This is a genomic window from Geodermatophilus sabuli (genome assembly GCF_010686765.1).
GTDB classification, from domain to species: Bacteria; Actinomycetota; Actinomycetes; order Mycobacteriales; family Geodermatophilaceae; genus Geodermatophilus; species Geodermatophilus sabuli_A.
Window position 1 is genome coordinate 148,384 of the sequence record NZ_JAAGWF010000002.1, and the last position, 15,728, is coordinate 164,111.

At 76.1% G+C, this 15,728-nt stretch carries 19 protein-coding genes; 13 read left to right on the forward strand and 6 right to left on the reverse strand.

Annotation, left to right across the window (positions count from 1 at the left end):
• Positions 1-13 precede the first annotated feature (13 nt).
• The gene (locus tag GCU56_RS00880) at positions 14-988 is read right to left on the reverse strand and encodes an anti-sigma factor RsbA family regulatory protein (RefSeq protein ID WP_163479617.1); all 975 of its coding nucleotides are present in this window, start codon (positions 986-988) and stop codon (positions 14-16) included.
• 111 nt (positions 989-1,099) lie between these two features.
• Between GCU56_RS00880 and GCU56_RS00885 the strand changes: the two genes are divergently transcribed.
• Complete coding sequence (locus tag GCU56_RS00885; protein WP_163479618.1) at positions 1,100-1,822, forward strand: SGNH/GDSL hydrolase family protein; 723 nt, start codon at positions 1,100-1,102, stop codon at positions 1,820-1,822.
• A 47-nt stretch (positions 1,823-1,869) separates the two neighbouring features.
• On the opposite strand, the gene GCU56_RS00890 is transcribed toward GCU56_RS00885, so the two are convergent.
• On the reverse strand, positions 1,870-2,340 hold the full coding sequence (locus GCU56_RS00890) for a heme-degrading domain-containing protein (RefSeq protein WP_163479619.1): 471 nt from the start codon (positions 2,338-2,340) through the stop codon (positions 1,870-1,872).
• A 53-nt stretch (positions 2,341-2,393) separates the two neighbouring features.
• Between GCU56_RS00890 and GCU56_RS00895 the strand changes: the two genes are divergently transcribed.
• A complete protein-coding gene (locus GCU56_RS00895) occupies positions 2,394-3,434 on the forward strand; it encodes a YihY/virulence factor BrkB family protein (RefSeq protein WP_163479620.1) in 1,041 nt (346 codons plus the stop codon).
• Here GCU56_RS00895 and GCU56_RS00900 read toward each other — a convergent pair.
• The gene (locus GCU56_RS00900; protein WP_163479621.1) at positions 3,369-4,142 is read right to left on the reverse strand and encodes an SDR family NAD(P)-dependent oxidoreductase; all 774 of its coding nucleotides are present in this window, start codon (positions 4,140-4,142) and stop codon (positions 3,369-3,371) included. The two genes, GCU56_RS00895 and GCU56_RS00900, sit on opposite strands and share 66 nt — an antisense overlap.
• 77 nt (positions 4,143-4,219) lie before the next feature.
• Here GCU56_RS00900 and GCU56_RS00905 point away from each other — a divergent pair, with 77 nt between their 5' ends.
• Complete coding sequence (locus GCU56_RS00905) at positions 4,220-4,471, forward strand: hypothetical protein (protein ID WP_163479622.1); 252 nt, start codon at positions 4,220-4,222, stop codon at positions 4,469-4,471.
• 117 nt (positions 4,472-4,588) lie between these two features.
• Positions 4,589-5,752, forward strand: a complete 1,164-nt coding sequence (locus GCU56_RS00910) for a cation:proton antiporter domain-containing protein (RefSeq protein ID WP_163479623.1) — start codon at positions 4,589-4,591, stop codon at positions 5,750-5,752.
• Here GCU56_RS00910 and GCU56_RS00915 read toward each other — a convergent pair.
• Positions 5,742-6,500 carry an SDR family oxidoreductase gene (locus tag GCU56_RS00915; RefSeq protein WP_163479624.1) on the reverse strand — a complete coding sequence of 253 codons (759 nt, stop codon included), beginning with the start codon at positions 6,498-6,500 and terminating at the stop codon, positions 5,742-5,744. The genes GCU56_RS00910 and GCU56_RS00915 overlap by 11 nt on opposite strands.
• Positions 6,501-6,592: 92 nt before the next feature.
• On the opposite strand from GCU56_RS00915, the gene GCU56_RS00920 reads away from it, so the two are divergent.
• Positions 6,593-7,471, forward strand: coding sequence for an alpha/beta fold hydrolase (locus tag GCU56_RS00920; protein WP_163479625.1), 879 nt, complete (start codon positions 6,593-6,595; stop codon positions 7,469-7,471).
• A 91-nt stretch (positions 7,472-7,562) separates the two neighbouring features.
• Entirely contained in the window at positions 7,563-7,973 is a 411-nt protein-coding gene (locus GCU56_RS00925; RefSeq protein WP_163479626.1) for a VOC family protein, read from the forward strand.
• A gap of 19 nt (positions 7,974-7,992) precedes the next feature.
• Here the strand turns inward: GCU56_RS00925 and GCU56_RS00930 are convergent, their stop codons facing one another.
• Both GCU56_RS00930 and GCU56_RS00935 read right to left on the reverse strand, forming a co-directional pair.
• A complete protein-coding gene (locus GCU56_RS00930; protein ID WP_163479627.1) occupies positions 7,993-8,436 on the reverse strand; it encodes a DUF5709 domain-containing protein in 444 nt (147 codons plus the stop codon).
• A gap of 110 nt (positions 8,437-8,546) precedes the next feature.
• On the reverse strand, positions 8,547-9,419 hold the full coding sequence (locus GCU56_RS00935; RefSeq protein ID WP_239521572.1) for a helix-turn-helix domain-containing protein: 873 nt from the start codon (positions 9,417-9,419) through the stop codon (positions 8,547-8,549).
• A gap of 37 nt (positions 9,420-9,456) precedes the next feature.
• Between GCU56_RS00935 and GCU56_RS00940 the strand changes: the two genes are divergently transcribed.
• The 7 genes from GCU56_RS00940 (at position 9,457) to GCU56_RS00970 (ending at position 15,706) form a co-directional block, all read left to right on the forward strand.
• A complete protein-coding gene (locus GCU56_RS00940) occupies positions 9,457-10,005 on the forward strand; it encodes a TIGR03086 family metal-binding protein (protein ID WP_163479628.1) in 549 nt (182 codons plus the stop codon).
• Positions 10,006-10,186: 181 nt separating this feature from the next.
• On the forward strand, positions 10,187-11,167 hold the full coding sequence (locus GCU56_RS00945) for an ATP-binding cassette domain-containing protein (protein WP_163479629.1): 981 nt from the start codon (positions 10,187-10,189) through the stop codon (positions 11,165-11,167).
• Positions 11,164-12,000, forward strand: a complete 837-nt coding sequence (locus GCU56_RS00950; RefSeq protein WP_163479630.1) for an ABC transporter permease — start codon at positions 11,164-11,166, stop codon at positions 11,998-12,000. The genes GCU56_RS00945 and GCU56_RS00950 overlap by 4 nt, the downstream gene beginning before the upstream one ends.
• A 44-nt stretch (positions 12,001-12,044) precedes the next feature.
• A complete protein-coding gene (locus tag GCU56_RS00955; protein WP_163479631.1) occupies positions 12,045-12,485 on the forward strand; it encodes a flavodoxin in 441 nt (146 codons plus the stop codon).
• Between the two features lie 44 nt (positions 12,486-12,529).
• On the forward strand, positions 12,530-13,273 hold the full coding sequence (locus GCU56_RS00960) for a CPBP family intramembrane glutamic endopeptidase (RefSeq protein WP_345771564.1): 744 nt from the start codon (positions 12,530-12,532) through the stop codon (positions 13,271-13,273).
• Positions 13,274-13,366: 93 nt separating this feature from the next.
• The gene (locus GCU56_RS00965; RefSeq protein ID WP_163479632.1) at positions 13,367-13,537 is read left to right on the forward strand and encodes a hypothetical protein; all 171 of its coding nucleotides are present in this window, start codon (positions 13,367-13,369) and stop codon (positions 13,535-13,537) included.
• Between the two features lie 45 nt (positions 13,538-13,582).
• The gene (locus tag GCU56_RS00970; protein WP_163479633.1) at positions 13,583-15,706 is read left to right on the forward strand and encodes an AAA family ATPase; all 2,124 of its coding nucleotides are present in this window, start codon (positions 13,583-13,585) and stop codon (positions 15,704-15,706) included.
• The last annotated feature ends 22 nt before the right edge of the window (positions 15,707-15,728 follow it).

Sequence of the window (15,728 nt, forward strand, 5' to 3'; positions counted from 1 at the left end):
CGGCGCGGAGGGGTCAGGTGACCCGTGTGGTGAGCCGGACCGTGGTGCCGTCGGCGCCGGAGCAGACGTCGACGTGGTCGCAGAGCTGGCGGGCCAGCCACACGCCCATCCCGCCGCGCGAGAGGTCCTCGCCGTGGGCCGGGCCGTACCCGGCGAAGGGGTCGGTCAGGCCGTCCCCCCGGTCCCGGATGCGGCACACCAGGCGGTCGCCGCCGACCCACAGCGTGAGGTCCACCGGCGGGCGGCCGTGGCGGACGGCGTTCGAGGCGGTCTCGTCGACGGCCAGCAGGAAGTCCTCCACCGTGTCCCGGGGGGCGGCCACCGTCGCGAGCTCGGCCGTGACCGCGTGCCGCAGGGCGACGAAGTCCCCGACGCCCGCCACGGCCAGCCGAGGGGGCGTTCCCTCCAGCGGCTCCGGGGGGATGGGGAGCTCCCGCAGGTACCGCGCGGGATCGACGAACCGGGGGCTCGGCACCCGGCCGCCGTCGGTCACCAGCGTGGGGTGGGTGAGCTCGACCGACTCGAGGACCGGGCCGGGCAGTCGCCCGGCGTCGAACAGGCACAGGCCCCACAGGGGCCGGTCGGCCAGGGCCTGGTTGATCACCGCGTCGTAGCGCTGCCACTCGAGCCAGGTCCGCTCGGTCGGCCCGACGTCGGCCTCACCGACCACCCGGACCCGGGCGCCGTCGGGGACCGGATGGCCGGCCGCGAGCTGCCGGAACCGGGCGATCGCCGTCGCCGTGCGTCGCGGGTACGCCACCGAGCGGTCGAGCACGCGCAGCCGCGGATCGTCGCCCACGGCCTGCCGCAGGACGTCGACGGCCCCGTCCCCGGCGGCCACGACGACCGGCTCACCGGCGGCGAACCCGTCCAGGACGAAGGGCACCAGCCCGGCCGCCAGCTGGTCGGCCGAGTTGAACACGAGCGCGTCGTGGACGTACTGGCGAGACGCTGCCGAGCCGTCGCCGTCCCGCTGGGCTCTGTCCACGCGTCACCCCCTGCGACCGTCCCTCGACCACGGTAGCCACCCGCGGCGCGGCCGGCCGCTCGGCCGCTCCCGTTCCGGGACGTCACCGGCCGGCTGCAGGACGATGGGGGGATGGCGGCTGCGCAACCGGTCTACGTCGCGCTCGGCGACTCCATCTCCATCGACGACTACGCGGGCGGCCCGGGCCGCGGCGGGTGCAGCCTGCTGGTCCGCAACCGGGACGACGACTTCCCGGAGTGGTCGGGCCGCGACCTCCTCACCGCCGACCCGCGGACGGCGTTCTCCCTGCTGGCGACCGACGGCGCGACCACCCGCACGCTGCTGGACGCCCAGCTGCCGCGGCTCCGCGCCCTTCCGGCGCGGCCGACGCTGGTCTCGGTGACGATCGGGGGCAACGACCTGCTCTCGGCCTACGGGGACACCGTCGGGGCGCGCGCGGTCGTCGCCTCGGTGCAGCGGGCCCTGGACCGGGCGCTCGGCACCGTCGCGACCCTGCTCGCACCGTCCGGCCGGGTGGTCGTCGGCACGGTCTACGACCCCAGCGACGGCACGGCCGACGCCGCCCGGCTCGGGCTGCCCCCGTGGCCGGACGCCCCGGCCGTGATCGCGGAGCTCAACGACGCCCTCCGCGCGGTCGCGGTCCGGCACGGCGCGGCGGTGGCGGAGATCGCCCGGCGCTTCCACGGGCACGGCGTCCTGGCCGGCGACCCCGCCTCCCCGGAACCCCGGCCGGCGCGGCGGGGATCGTGGTTCTGCAACGTGATCGAACCGAACGCGTGGGGGGCCGACGGCGTCCGCGCGGCGCTGTGGGCCGCCCTGCACGAGGCCCCGTGAGCGGTCCGCGGGCGGGTGCCGGCGGGGCCGGTGGCGGCCCGCGCGCCTCAGCGGGCCAGGTGCGCGCGGATCGCCGCGACCACCATGGCGTGGTCGGCCAGCTGCGGCAGCCCGGAGACGACGACGGTGCCGACCGGGCCCACCGAGGTCACGCGCACCGGGAAGGCGCCCCCGTGCGCGGCGTAGCGGGCCGGGTCCAGCCCGAACTCCGCCTCGAACGTGGTGCCCCGTTCGATCGAGGCCTGGCGGACGTAGAGGCTGCTGTGGCCGAACCGGTCGACCACCCGCGTCTTGCGCGCCATCCAGGAGTCGTTGTCGGGGGCGGTGCCGGGCAGCGCCGCGTGGAAGAGGCGCTGGCCGTGCCGGGTGATGCCGACGGCCACCGGCGCGTCGTCCCGCCGGGCGGCGGCCACCAGCGCGCAGCCGAGCTCCCAGGCGTCGTCGTTGGAGAAGCCGGCGAACTGCAGCTCCTCCTCCTCGGCCGCGAGCTCGGCGAGGGACGGGGCGGTGTCGGCCATGGTCACCTTCCTACCGGGGTAGTGCCCCGGGCGCCGGAGGACAGGGGGAGGGCATGACGATCGCGCAGCGGCTGGACCGCTTCCAGCGGCGGCACCCGGGGCTGGGGTTCCCGATCGCGGTGGTCTACAAGTTCGCCGACGACGACGCCCACTTCCTCGCCGCGCTGATCACCTACTACGGCTTCCTCGCGCTGTTCCCCGTGCTGCTGCTCATGTCGACGGTCCTGGCCTGGGTCCTGGCCGGCAACCCCGACCTGCAACAGCGGCTGATCGACTCGGCGCTGGCGGAGTTCCCGGTCATCGGGCCGCAGCTGGGCAGCCCCGAGCGGCTCGGCGGCGGCTTCGTCGGCGTCCTGGTGGGTGCCCTCGTCGCGCTCTACGGCGCCCTCGGGCTGGGCCAGGCCATCCAGCACACGATGAACACCGCCTGGGCCGTGCCCCGGCACAGCCGGCCGGACCCGATCACCGCCCGCGGCCGCAGCCTGCTGCTGCTGTGCACCCTCGGCGTGCTCGTGCTGGCCAGCACCGTCCTGTCCGCGCTCGGCAGCGGCGCCGCGGCCTACGGCGGGGGGTTCAGCGGCTGGGTGCACGTGCTCGTGACGGTCGCCTCGGTGGGCGTCAACGCCGGGGTCTTCGTCCTCGGCTTCCGGATCACCACCGCCCGCCGGCTCACCGTCGGCCAGGTGCTGACCGGCGCACTGTCGGCCGCGGTGCTCTGGCAGCTGCTGCAGTCCTTCGGCGGCTTCTACGTCGCCCGCGTGGTGGCCAACGCCAGCGCCGTGAACGCGGTGTTCGCCCTCGTCCTGGGCATGATCGCGTTCATCTACCTGGCCGCGGTCGCGCTCGTGCTCTGCGTGGAGGTCAACGTCGTCCGGGTCGACGGCCTCTACCCGCGCTCGCTGATGACGCCGTTCGTCGACCACCAGGACCTCACCGACGGCGACGAGCGGGTGTACGCCGAGGCCGCGCGGGCCCAGCAGGCGGTCCGCCACCAGCGCGTCGACGTCGAGTTCGAGGGCGGTGCCCCCTCAGACGAAGGTGACCCCGCCGTCGACCACGACCGTCTGGCCGGTGATGAAGCCGCTCCCGCGTGAGCACAGGAAGGAGATCGCCGGGCCGAGGTCCTCGGGGACCATCGGCCGCGGCACGGCCCGCCCGCGGGCCGCCGTGGCGACGTAGTCCCGGTCGTTGAGCGAGAACGTCGCCTCGGTCTCGACCAGCCCCGGGGCGATCGCGTTGACCGTGATGCCGTCCCGGCCCACCTCCCGGGCCACCGTGCGGGTCAGGGCGATCACCGCACCCTTCGAGGCGGTGTAGTGGGCGAAGTACGGCACGCCCATGTGCACGGTCGAGGAGGCGATGTTGACGATCCGGCCGTGCCCCTGCTCCTGCATGGCCGGGTGCACGGCGCGCATGCCCAGCCACACCCCGCGGGTGTTCACCGCCATGACGCGGTCCCAGTCGGCCACGCTGATCTCGGTGAACGGTGACTTGGCGCCCAGGTCCATGTAGATGGCGGCGTTGTTGACCAGGGCGTCGACCCGGCCGTGCCGCTCCAGGACGGCCGACACCAGCCGGGCCCAGGACTGCTCGTCGGCGACGTCGGTCTGCACGGCGCTCACCTGGCGCCCCTCGGCGGTGAGCCGGTCGACCAGCGGACCGGCGTCCCCGACGTCGGCCACCACCACGGCGGCCCCCTGCGCGGTCAGGTGAGCGGTGAGCGCGGCGCCGATGCCCCGCGCACCCCCCGTGACGACGACGACGGTGCCCGGTTCCACGGTGTTCTGTGCTGGCTCGGTCATGCCGGGCAGGATGCCCGCCGCCGCGCGGGCCCGACCCGGCGGGGGTCCGGCGTGGGCGCGCGGAGGACGCTGGTCCGATGGACATCACCACCGTCAACGACCGGCACCTGTACCAGGCGAGGGTCCTCGTCCGGGACCCGGAGGACCCGGCCGGTCGGGCCGACCTGCCGCACCGGGTCGTCCGCTTCGGCCCACCGGGCTGGCTGACCGTCGCGGACGGCTCCCGGGACGGCGCGGAGATCGTCCTGTACCCGACCAGCCAGGTGCTGGCGGTCTCCCACCTCCGGGAGGTGGACGCCGCCCGGCCGCCGGGCACCGATGCCCGGTAGGCCGCGCCGGGTCCGACGGGCCGGCGCGGTACCCGCCGTCCTGGACCGCGTCCCCCTCGATCGGGCACGATCCGGCTCCTCCGGGGCGCCCCGCGCCGGCGGGCGACGGGAGTGCCGGTGGACGGTGTCGTCGTCGTCGACGCCCTCGTCGCCGTGCTCGCGGTGTCGCTGCTGGCCCCCGTCGTCGTCGGGCTGCTGCCGCGGCTGCCCGTGCCGCAGGTCGTGCTGTTGCTGGCCGGCGGCATCCTCGTCGGTCCCCAGGTCGCGGGCTGGAGCTCGCCGGGGGACGTCCAGGTGCTCGCCGACGTCGGCCTGGGCTTCGTGTTCCTGCTCGCCGGCTACGAGGTGGACCTGCGGCTGTTCGCCCAGGACGCCGGACGCCGGGCCCTGGTGGCCTGGGCGGTGTCGGTCGGGCTGGCCGTCGGCGTCGTCGGCCTGCTGTCGGCCGCCGGGCTGGTCCGTGCGTTCCTGCCGGTCGCGCTCGGCCTGACGACCACCGCGCTGGGCACCCTGCTGCCCGTCCTCCGCGAGCGCGGCCTGCTCGCCGGCCGGCTGGGCCGGTACCTGCTGGCCGCCGGTGGGGTGGGGGAGCTGTTCCCGGTGCTGGCGATCGCGCTGTTCCTCGGTACCCAGAACCGGTTCACCGCGCTGGCCTCCCTGGGTGCCGTCGCGGTGCTCGCGGTGCTGCTGGTCGTGGCCCGGCGTGCGGTCCGCGAGGGCGGCCGGCTCGCCACGGTCGTCGCGCTCGGACAGCACGAGACGGCGCAGATCACCCTGCGCGGCACCCTGTTGCTGCTCATCGCCCTGATCGCCGTGACCGACGAGTTCCACCTCGACGCGGTGCTCGGCGCCTTCCTCGCCGGCGTCGTCCTCCGGCACTGGGCGGGTGGGTCCTCGCCGGTCCTCGAGTCGAAGCTGGACGCCGTCGGGTACGGCTTCTTCGTCCCGGTGTTCTTCGTGTACTCGGGCATGAGCCTGGACCTCGCCTCGATCGCCGGGGCGCCGCTGCGGCTGCTGCTGTTCCTCGGGCTCCTGCTCGCCGTCCGCGGGCTGCCGGCCCTGCTGGTCTACCGCGGCGTGCTGACCCTCCGGGAACGCGTCCAGACCACGCTGGTGACCGCGACGGCACTGCCGGTGCTGGTGGCCCTCACCGAGATCGGGCTGCGCAACGGCACGATGCTGCGGGAGAACGCGGCCGCCCTGGTGGGTGCGGGGGTGCTCACCGTGCTGCTGTTCCCCGCCCTGGCCGTCGCCCTGGACCGGCGGACGGTCAGCCGCTGAGACCGCCGTCGATCGCGACGGTGGTCCCGGTGACCATGGCGCTCGCGTCGGAGGCGAGGTAGAGCGCCGCCTGCGCGATCTCGTCGGTCGTGGTGTGCCGGCCCAGCGGGATCATCGCGTCGAAGGCCGCGGCCGCCTGGTCCCGGGGCAGCCCGGTCGCCGCCATCTCGATCGCGTCCTGGAACGGCGTCGACGTCGGCCCCGGGTGCAGGGTGTTGACCCGGATCCGGCGGCCGGCGACCTCCTTGGCCGCGGAGCGCATCAGCCCGACCTGGCCGTGCTTGGCGGCGACGTAGGCGCTGCTGCCCGGGAAGCCGCGCAGCCCGGTCACGCTGGAGACGATGATCACGCTGCCGCCGTCGGTCAGCCGGGGCAGGCCGTGCTTGAGGACGTGGAAGGCGCCGCCGACGTGGACGGCGAGGGTGCGGGCGAACACGTCGGACGGGTAGTCGACGATCGGGCTGCTGGCGCCGCTGATGCCCGCGTTGCTCACCAGTACGTCGAGCCGGCCGAGGTCGGCGTACGCCGCCTCGACGGCGTCGCGGACGGCCGCCTCGTCGGTCACGTCGGCCGTCGCGGCGGTGGCCGCGCCGGCGCCGAGTTCCTCGACCGCCGCGGCCAGGGCGTCCTCCTGGAGGCCCACCAGCGCCACCCGCGCGCCCTCGCGCACGAACAGGCGGGCGGTGGCCAGCCCGATGCCGCTCTCGCCGCCGGTGACCAGGGCGACCCTGCCGTCCAGCTGACCCACTGCGGGACCTCCTCGTGTCGGGCGCGGCCCCGCCGGGGACGCCGGGTGCCGAGTATCGCGCGGGACCGGTCCGGGCGGGGTAGGGACGGGGGATGGACGGTCGCGGTGCGCAGCAGCCCCGGGAGGGCACCGTCCGGCTCCCGGACGGCCGGACGATGGCCTACGCCGAGTGGGGGGACCCCGACGGCTGGCCGGTGCTCGGCTGCCACGGCTCGCCGAGCTCCCGGCTGGAGCGGCACGTGGAGGACCCCGCGGCCTACCGGCGGTGGGGCCTGCGCGTCGTCGTGCCGGACCGCCCCGGCTTCGGCCGCTCCGATCCGCAGCCGGGCCGGCGGGTGACCGACTGGCCCGACGACGTCCGCGAGCTGCTCGGCGCCCTCGCCGTCGACCGCTTCTCGGTGGTCAGCCTCTCCGGTGGCGCCGCGTACGCGCTGGCCTGCGCGTCCGCCTTCGGCGACCGGGTGCCGGCCGTCGGCGTGCTCGGGGGTGCGCCGCCGCCCGACGTCCCCTGGCCGTGGCCGGGGTGGGTGCCCCGGCGGATGCGGGCCGCGGCGTCCCGACCGTCGCCGGCCGCCGCGCTCCTCCGGCCGGTGTTCGCGCCCACCGCGCTGCGCCCGGCGCTCATCCCGCGCTACCTCCAGGTGCGGCTCAACGCCACCGACCGGCGGGTGATCGGCCGGCCCGCCGTCCGGCGGGTCCTCGCCGGCACGTTCACCGAGGGCCTGCGGAACGGGTCGGCCGCGCTCGCCCAGGACCGTGCGCTGCTCTTCCGGCCGTGGGGCTTCCCGCTGTCCTCGGTGCGCCAGCGGGTGCACCTGTGGCACGGCACGCAGGACTGGCTGGTGCCCGTGGCGCTCGGGCAGGTGCTCGCCGCGATGCTCCCCGACTGCGCGCCGCACTGGTTCCCCGGCGAGGGGCACTTCCTGGTCTTCGACCACGCGGAGGCGGTCTACTCCCGGTTGCGTCCCTGACGCGGGGTCCGCCCGGCGCGCGGACGAGGCACCTCCTCGGCCGTCGGCGTCGCTAGGTTGACGGCCCCGCCCGCCGAACGGAGGAGGATCCGTGACCTCTCGCCTCAACCCCTACATCAGCTTCCAGGACACCGCCCGGCAGGCCCTGGACTTCTACCGGAGCGTCTTCGGCGGGGAGCTCGCCGTGAGCACCTTCGGCGAGGCCGGCGCGGCCGGCGGACCGGACGCCGACAAGGTCATGCACGGGCAGCTCGAGACGCCCGCCGGGTACACGCTGATGGCCGCGGACACCCCCACGGGCATGGACCGCACCGACGGCAGCAGCATCTCGGTCAGCCTCAGCGGGGACGACGGCGACGAGCTGCGCGGCTACTTCGCCGCCCTGTCGGACGGGGGGACCGTGACCGTGCCGCTGGAGAAGCAGATGTGGGGCGACGAGTTCGGGATGTGCGTCGACCGCTTCGGGATCGCCTGGATGGTCAACATCGCCCTGCCCGGCTGAGGTCCCCGGCGCGCGGCTCTCAGCGGTCGTCGCCGACGACGAGGTGGACGGCGGCCTCCTCCGCGGACGCGGCCCCGCCGTCGATGCCGCCGTCCCGGGCCAGCAGCTCGGCCTCGGTGTCGGTCGGGCCGCGGTCGTCCTCGTCGACCAGCCGGCCGGCGCGGACGTCGCCCACCTCCTCGTCGAGGAGCTCGCCGTCGGTGTCGGAGGCGTCGCCGAGTCCGTCGCCCTCGGCGTCGCGGGCGTCGGGCAGCTCGCGGGACAGCCGGCCGGCCAGGCTCTCGCCGGCCGACTCCTCCGCGCCGGTGGTGCCCCAGTCGCTCGACGCCCAGGGACGATCGGCCGGCGACCAGCCCTCGTCCAGCGGGTCCACGCCCCGGTCGTCCAGGGTGTCCCCGGGCTCCAGCAGGCCGGAGTCGTTCTCGCCGTCGAGGTCGTCGGGGCTGTTCGCGAAGGGCTGCACGGCGGGCTCCTCCCGTCCTGCCCGGGCGGTGACGGCCGGTCCGCCGGGGACGCCGGCCGGGCCCAGCCAGCGTCCTCCTCGCGGCCCCCACCGGGAAGGTGCCGGCGGCCTCACCGCACGTGCCGGGCCGCGAACTCACCCGGCGTCATCCCGGTGACCTGGGCGAAGTCCCGCGTGAAGTGCGGCTGGTCGGCGTAGCCGAGGACGGCGGCCACCTCCGCCAGCGTCGTCGAGCGGTCCCGCAGCCGCTCGGCCGCCTCCTGGAGCCGGCGCCGCTGGATCAGCCACTTCGGCGTCAGACCCAGCCGGCGCTGCACGAGGCGCTGCAGCGCCCGCTCGGAGAGGTCGAACTCGGCGCACACCTGCGCCACGCGGGTCACGCCGGAGTCGCCCTCCACGAAGGCCACCAGCCGGTTGACCAGCCGGCCCTCGGGATCGACGGGCAGCAGCGGGCGCAGCGCGTCCTCGTAGGCCGCCATGGCCGCCCGGTGCGCGCCGGCGGAGCGGGGGTCCCCGCTCATCGCGGCCCGCACCCGGTCGGTCAGCCGTGCGCCGGCGTCCCCCAGGACGTCGGCCACGTCGACGAACCGGTCGGTGTAGGCGGCCAGCGGTGCGCGGGCGATGAGGGAGCCGCCGGCCGGTGCGCACATGAGCCCGACGGCCCAGCCCTCCCCGGTGAGGGTGGTGGTGGACAGCCCCGAGACGACACCGTAGAAGCGGGCGTAGTCGGGGGCGACCACGAGCAGGGACACCGGGTACTGCAGCACCCGCTGCGGTGCCTCCCGGCCCGGGGGCACCGACCACACGGGGATCCAGAACCGCTCCAGCAGGCCGGCGAACTCCGGCCCGGCCTCGTAGCGGTACATCACGTGGGAGGCGTCCGCGGGGTCCTTGAGGTGGGCCCGCTCCACCTTGTCCATGCGGTCCATGTGGTCCATGCGGTCGAGGCGGACGGCGGTGGTCCGGTCGTCGTCGGGTTTCATCAAGACCCAGGGTGCCCGTCTCCCTAGCGTTGCGCCCATGACCAGCACCGCGACCAGCTACCAGACCACCTCGGCCCCCCTGACCGCCGTCCTGGACGCCGTCCCGCCGGCGGCATGGGGGAACCCCTCCCCGTGCGAGGGATGGGCGGCCCGGGACGTCGTCCGGCACCTGATCGAGACCCAGCGGGACTTCCTCACCGGCCGCGGGGCCGACCTGGGCCCGCTGCCGGACGTCGACGCCGATCCCGCCGCCGCCTGGCGGGCCCACGCGACCCGGGTGGCCGACGTCCTCGCCGACGACGCCTTCGCGGCGGCCGGGTACGACGGGTTCTTCGGGCCGACCACGGTCGGCGCCACGCTCGAGCAGTTCTACGTGTGGGACATGGTCGTGCACCGCTGGGACGTCGCCCGCGCCGCCGGCATCGAGCCCGGGCTCACCGACGCCGAGGTCGACCGCATGGAGCAGGGCGCCCAGAGCTTCGGGGAGGCGCTGTACATGGACGGCATCTGCCGGCCGGGCACCGAGGCCCCCGCCGGGGCCGACCGGGCGACGCAGGTGCTGGCCCTCCTGGGACGGGCGGCCTGACCGTGCCGGCTCGACCTCGCGTGCGCCGCTGAGCGCGCGGGGTTGACCTCACGTGCACTGGAGGTCGGAGGCTCGACCCGCCCCGCCGCCGGGAAATCGGTGGCGGGGCGATGACCCCGAGGCCCCGTTCCGGTCAGAGGGTCGAGAGACGATGCGACCGACCCCGAGGTGAGGACACCCGATGACCAGATCCGCCCCGCTCGCCGTCGAGGCCACCGGCCTCGCAAAGTCCTTCGGCAGCACCCGTGCGGTCGCGGGCATCGACCTCGCCGTCCCGGCCGGCACGATCTACGGCGTCCTCGGGCCCAACGGGGCGGGCAAGACCACGACCATCCGGATGCTCGCCACCCTGATCCCGCCCGACGCCGGCTCGGCCCGCGTGCTGGGCCACGACATCGCCACCGACGCCGACGCGGTCCGCGGGCTGGTCAGCCTCACCGGCCAGCTGGCCTCGGTCGACGAGGAGCTCACCGGGCGGGAGAACCTGGTCCTGCTCGGCCGGCTGCTCGGGCACGGCCGCGCCGCCGCCCGCGACCGCGCCGACGAACTGCTGACCGCCTTCGGCATCGCCGAGGCCGCGGCCAAGCTGGTCAAGCACTACTCCGGCGGCATGCGCCGGCGGCTGGACATCGCGGCCAGCCTCGTCGTCACCCCGCAGCTGATGTTCCTCGACGAGCCGACGACCGGCCTGGACCCGCGGTCGCGCAACCAGGTCTGGGAGATCGCCCGGGCGCTGGTGGCCGAGGGGACGACGATCCTGCTCTGCACGCAGTACCTGGAGGAGGCCGACCAGCTCGCCGACGGCATCGTCGTCATCGACCGCGGCCAGGTCATCGCCGAGGGGACGCCGGGCCAGCTCAAGGCCTCCGTCGGCAGCGGCTCCCTGCGCGTGCGGCTGCTCGCCCCCGACCAGCGGGCCGAGGCCGCGCGCGTGCTCGAGCGCGCGGTCGGGGCGGTGGTTCTGGACCCGGACCCGGCGTCGCTGTCCGCCGCCTGCGCGGACCCCGGGCGCGCGGCCCTGGGCGTGGCGGAGCTGGCTCGCGCGGGCGTGGGTCTCGCCGACTTCTCCCTCGACCAGCCCAGCCTGGACGAGGTGTTCCTGTCCCTGACCGGGCACGCCGCCGACGCGTCGTCGCGCACCCTCGAGGAGCAGCCGTCATGACCGCCACCACCACCGCTCCCGACGCCGCCGACACCGCCGCCGTCCGCCGGGCCATCGCCTCCACCGCCCGGCCGGCCCGCCCCGGGCCGCTGTCGACCGCGCTCACGTTCGGCTGGCGCGGCATGCTCAAGGTCAAGCACGTGCCCGAGCAGCTGCTCGACGTGACGATCACGCCGGTCATGTTCCTGCTGATGTTCACGTACCTGTTCGGGGGCGCGATCGCCGGCTCCACCAGCGCCTACCTCGACTACACGCTGCCCGGCCTGCTCGTCATGTCGGTGCTGTTCACGACCGTCTACTCCGGCGTCTCGCTCAACACCGACATGACCAAGGGCGTCGTCGACCGGTTCCGCTCGCTGCCGATCTGGCGGCCGGCGCCGCTGCTGGGCTCGCTGCTCGGTGACAGCGTCCGCTACGTCATCGCCGGCACGGTGATCATCGTGGTCGGGGTGGCGCTGGGGTTCCGGCCGGAGGGGGGCCCGCTGGGCGCCGTGGCGGCCCTCGGGCTGGTCGTCGTCTTCTCCTTCGGGCTGTCCTGGGTCTTCTCCGTGCTGGGTCTCCTGCTGCGCTCCCCGAACGCGGTGATGAACGCCGGCTTCATGGGCATCTTCCCGCTGACGTTCCTGTCCAACGTCTTCGTGGACCCCGCCACCCTGCCCGGGCCGCTCCAGGCGTTCGTCGACGTCAACCCGATCTCCATCCTCGCGACGGCGTCGCGGTCGCTCATGGCCGGCGACCCCGACGGGACGGCGATCGTGACCTCGCTCGTGGTGGCGGCCCTCCTGGCGGCGGTCTTCCTGCCGCTGACCACCCGGCTCTACCGGAGCCGCTGACCGGAGCGGCACGAGGGGCGGGCGCGCCGGGGGAGGATGCCGGCGTGCCCCGCCTGCTCGTCGTCCACCACACCCCGTCACCGGCCATGCAGGCGCTGCTCGAGGCGGTCCGGGAAGGCGCGGCACTGGTCGAGGAGGCCGAGCTCACCGTGCGCCCGGCCCTGTCGGCCGGAGCCGCCGACCTGCTCGCCGCCGACGGCGTCCTGCTGGGCACCCCGGCGAACATCGGCTACATGTCCGGGGCGCTGAAGCACTTCTTCGACACGGTGTACTACCCGTGCCTCGACGCCACGGCGGGACTGCCCTACGGCGTCTACGTGCACGGCAACGACGACACGGCCGGCGCGCTGGCGGCCATCGGCCGGATCACCGGTGCGCTGCGGTGGAAGCAGGTCGCCGCGCCCGTGAGCCTGATCGGCGCGCCCGGCCGGACCGACCTGGACGCGGTCCGGGAGCTCGCCGCGACGGTCGCGGTCTCCCTGTAGCGGACACATCCCGTCGCCGGGCCCGCTCCGGGCATGCTCCTCCCGTGACGCGCAGGAGGGCACGGGCGGTCGCCGTGGTGCTCGGGTCGGCCCTGACCGCCTGGAACAACGCCGTCGTGCCCCGGCTGCCGCACTCCACCCGCGCCTACGTGGCGGCCAACGGAGCGGCCACCGGCGTGCTGCTGGCAGCGGGCCGGGCGCTCGGGGCGACCTGGGCGGACCTGGGTCTCTCGCCGCGGCACCTGTCGGCCGGACTGCGGGCGGGCGGGCCTCCCTCGGTCCTGCTCGCCGCCGGGTGGTCGGCCGCCGTGACCCTGCCCGGCGTCCGTCCGCTGGTCGCCGACGCCCGCATCGCCGGTCTCGGCACCCGCGAGGTCGCCGCACAGGTCCTGCTCCGGATCCCGCTGGGCACGGTCCTGTGGGAGGAGGTCGCCTTCCGGGGGGTCCTGCCGGCCGCCCTCCGCGCGGCGACGTCCCCCCGCGCGGCGACGGCGGCGAACGCGGTGCTGTTCGGGCTCTGGCACGTCCGGCCCACCCTCGCGGCGCTCGACGCCAACGGCCTGGCGGGGCGGCGCGCCGCCCGCGCTGCCGCCGTGTTGGGGGCGTGCGGAGCGACGGCGGCCACCGACCTGCTGTTCGGCCGGCTGCGGAGGGGCAGCGGCAGCCTGCTCGCTCCCGCGCTGGTGCACCTGACGGCCAACGGACTCGGCACGCTCGCCGCCGCCGCCGCGCACCGACTCGGCCGGCCCGCGGCCGCAGCCGGACGGCGGCGCGGGACGGGCTTGTGAGCCGCCGCGACCGGGGGGAGCATCGCCCGCACCGCCCGGCCGGACGGGCCGCGGCCGGCGGGCGCACCGGCGCGACGGCGAGGAGTGGTCGGGATGGACAGGGACCCGGGGCGACAGACGGGGGACTACAACTCCGACCTGGTGCACGAGGAGGTCGGTGCGCGGGACCACCGGCCCGCCGGGGAGCACGGCGGCGCGCCCCCGGCCGGGAGCCGCGACGACCCGGGCGGGGACCTCGGGTACGACGAGGCGCATGACCGCTGACCCCGGCTCTCCTCCGCCCGGCGCCGCGCCGGGGAGGTGACGCCCGTGCAGGGGCTCACCGGGCCTGCCGCGGCCGGTGCTCTGGCCGGCCGGCTGGCCCGGGCCCGCGAGAGGTCGTTCATCGGCCGCGCCGCCGAGCGCGCCCTTCTCGCCGCTGCCCTCGCCGAGCACCCGCCCGGGTTCGCCGTCCTGTTCGTGCACGGCCCCGGCGGCATCGGCAAGACGGCGCTCCTGGGCCGGCTGGCGCGCGACGCCGAGGCGGCGGGTGCGACGCCGATCCCCGTCGACGGCCGCACCATCGACCCGACGCCGGCCGGGTTCACCGCTGCCCTCGCCGCCCACCTGGGCCTGCGGCCGGGCAGCGACCCCCTCCCGGCGCTGCACGCCGGGTGCCCTCCGCTGCTGCTCGTGGACACCTTCGAGCGGTGTGCCGGGCTGCAGGGGTGGCTGCGGACGGAGTTCCTTCCCCGCCTGCCGGCCGCGGCGGTGACCGTCCTCGCCGGCCGGGACCCACCCGAGGAGACCTGGCGGCTGGACCCCGCCTGGCACGACCTCGTGCGCGTGGTGGCGCTGCGCAACCTGCTCCCGGACGACGCCGCCGCGCTGCTGGCCGCCCGCGGGGTCCCCGCCGGCCTGCACGACCGGGTCCTGGCCTTCGCCGGCGGTCACCCGCTGGCGTTGTGCCTGGTCGCCGAGCTGCTGGCCCGTCACGGCGGCGCCCTGCCCGACCCCGGTGCGCCCGATGTCGTCCGCGCGCTGCTCGCCCGGTTCGTCGACGAGGCACCGACCCCTGGCCACCGGGCCGCGCTGGAGGTCTGCGCGCACGCGCGGGTCACCACCGAGTCGCTGCTGCGCGCCGCGGTGGACGGGTCCGGGGCGGGCGAGTCGTTCGCCTGGCTGCGCGGCCGCTCCTTCGTGGAGGAGGGCGCCGAGGGCCTGTACCCGCACGACCTCGCCCGCGAGGTGCTCGACGCGGAGCTGCGCTGGCGGGACCCCGAGCGGTACGCCGACCTGCACCGGCGGATCCGCGACCACGTCACCGCGGGCCTGCGCTCGGACTCCGGGTCGGGGCTGCGGCCCTGGCGGGACCTGCTGTTCCTGCACCGCCGCAACCCGGTGTTCGCGCCGTTCCTCCGCTGGGAGGCCGAGACCAGCGTCTACGAGGAGGGCTACCGTCCGGCCGACCGGACGTCGCTGCTCGGGATGACAGCGGCAGCGGAGGGCGCGGAGTCCGCGGCGGTCCTCGGGCACTGGCTCGACCGGTGCCCCGAGAGCTGCCGCGTGTACCGCCGTGTCGGGCAGTCCGGGCCCGCGGGGTTCGCGCTGCCCCTGCGCCTCGGCGCGCCGGAGCCCCGTGACCTGTCTGTCGACCCGGTCGTGGCGGCCGCGTGGGCGCGCGCCGGCCGCCGGGCCCCGCTGCGGCCGGGCGAGCACCTCGAGGTGCTCCGGACGTTCGTCGTCCCCGGCGCCTACCACCGTCCGTCGCCGGTGATGGACCAGATCCAGGTGCGGTGCGCCCAGGGCTGGACGACGCCCCCGGGGCCGGCCGTGTCGGTCCTGGTGCTGGCCGATCCGGGGTTCTGGGCGCCCCAGATGGCCTACATCGGTCACACCCCCGCCGGGGAGGTGACCGTCGGGGCGCGGACGTACACCCTCTTCGTGCACGACTGGCGGGAGGTGCCCCCGGGCGTCTGGTTCCGTGGCCTGGCCGAGCGGGAGCTCGCCAGCGGGCCCCCGGCACCCGCCGTCCCGGACACCGCGCCCCCGCGGGCGGTGCTCTCCGAGCCGGAGTTCGCGGCCGCCGTCAAGGAGGCACTGCGCTGCTGGCGGCGACCGGCCGAGCTCGCCCGCAGCCCGCTGTGCCGCTCGAGCGTCGTGGCCACCGTCCGCGGCGGCCGGCGCCCCGAGCAGGTGCTCGCCGACCTCCTGGTCGAGGCCACCGACTCCCTCGCCGGCGATCCGCGGGACACCCGGCTGCACCGCGCGCTGGCGACCACGTTCTTCCGAGGCGCGCCGACGCAGGAGGCCGCGGCCGAGCGCCTCGGCCTGCCGTTCTCGACCTACCGGCGGCACCTCGCGGCGGGCACCGCCCGGGTCACCTCCTGGCTCTGGGACCGCGAACTGCGCGGACCCGGGCAGGGATCGAGCAGGAACCGGCCTGTCGGCTGAACAGCCGATCGCTGGACCGTCC

Excerpts from the sequence above, each read along its gene's own strand:
- GCU56_RS00945 (WP_163479629.1), top strand. The coding sequence starts at position 10,187 with ATGACCAGATCCGCCCCGCTCGCCGTCGAGGCCACCGGCCTCGCAAAG.
- GCU56_RS00920 (WP_163479625.1), top strand. The coding sequence starts at position 6,593 with ATGGACGGTCGCGGTGCGCAGCAGCCCCGGGAGGGCACCGTCCGGCTC.
- GCU56_RS00900 (WP_163479621.1), bottom strand. The coding sequence starts at position 4,142 with ATGACCGAGCCAGCACAGAACACCGTGGAACCGGGCACCGTCGTCGTC.
- GCU56_RS00895 (WP_163479620.1), top strand. The coding sequence starts at position 2,394 with ATGACGATCGCGCAGCGGCTGGACCGCTTCCAGCGGCGGCACCCGGGG.
- GCU56_RS00935 (WP_239521572.1), bottom strand. The coding sequence starts at position 9,419 with ATGAAACCCGACGACGACCGGACCACCGCCGTCCGCCTCGACCGCATG.
- GCU56_RS00890 (WP_163479619.1), bottom strand. The coding sequence starts at position 2,340 with ATGGCCGACACCGCCCCGTCCCTCGCCGAGCTCGCGGCCGAGGAGGAG.
- GCU56_RS00885 (WP_163479618.1), top strand. The coding sequence starts at position 1,100 with ATGGCGGCTGCGCAACCGGTCTACGTCGCGCTCGGCGACTCCATCTCC.
- GCU56_RS00950 (WP_163479630.1), top strand. The coding sequence starts at position 11,164 with ATGACCGCCACCACCACCGCTCCCGACGCCGCCGACACCGCCGCCGTC.
- GCU56_RS00965 (WP_163479632.1), top strand. The coding sequence starts at position 13,367 with ATGGACAGGGACCCGGGGCGACAGACGGGGGACTACAACTCCGACCTG.
- GCU56_RS00940 (WP_163479628.1), top strand. The coding sequence starts at position 9,457 with ATGACCAGCACCGCGACCAGCTACCAGACCACCTCGGCCCCCCTGACC.
- GCU56_RS00905 (WP_163479622.1), top strand. The coding sequence starts at position 4,220 with ATGGACATCACCACCGTCAACGACCGGCACCTGTACCAGGCGAGGGTC.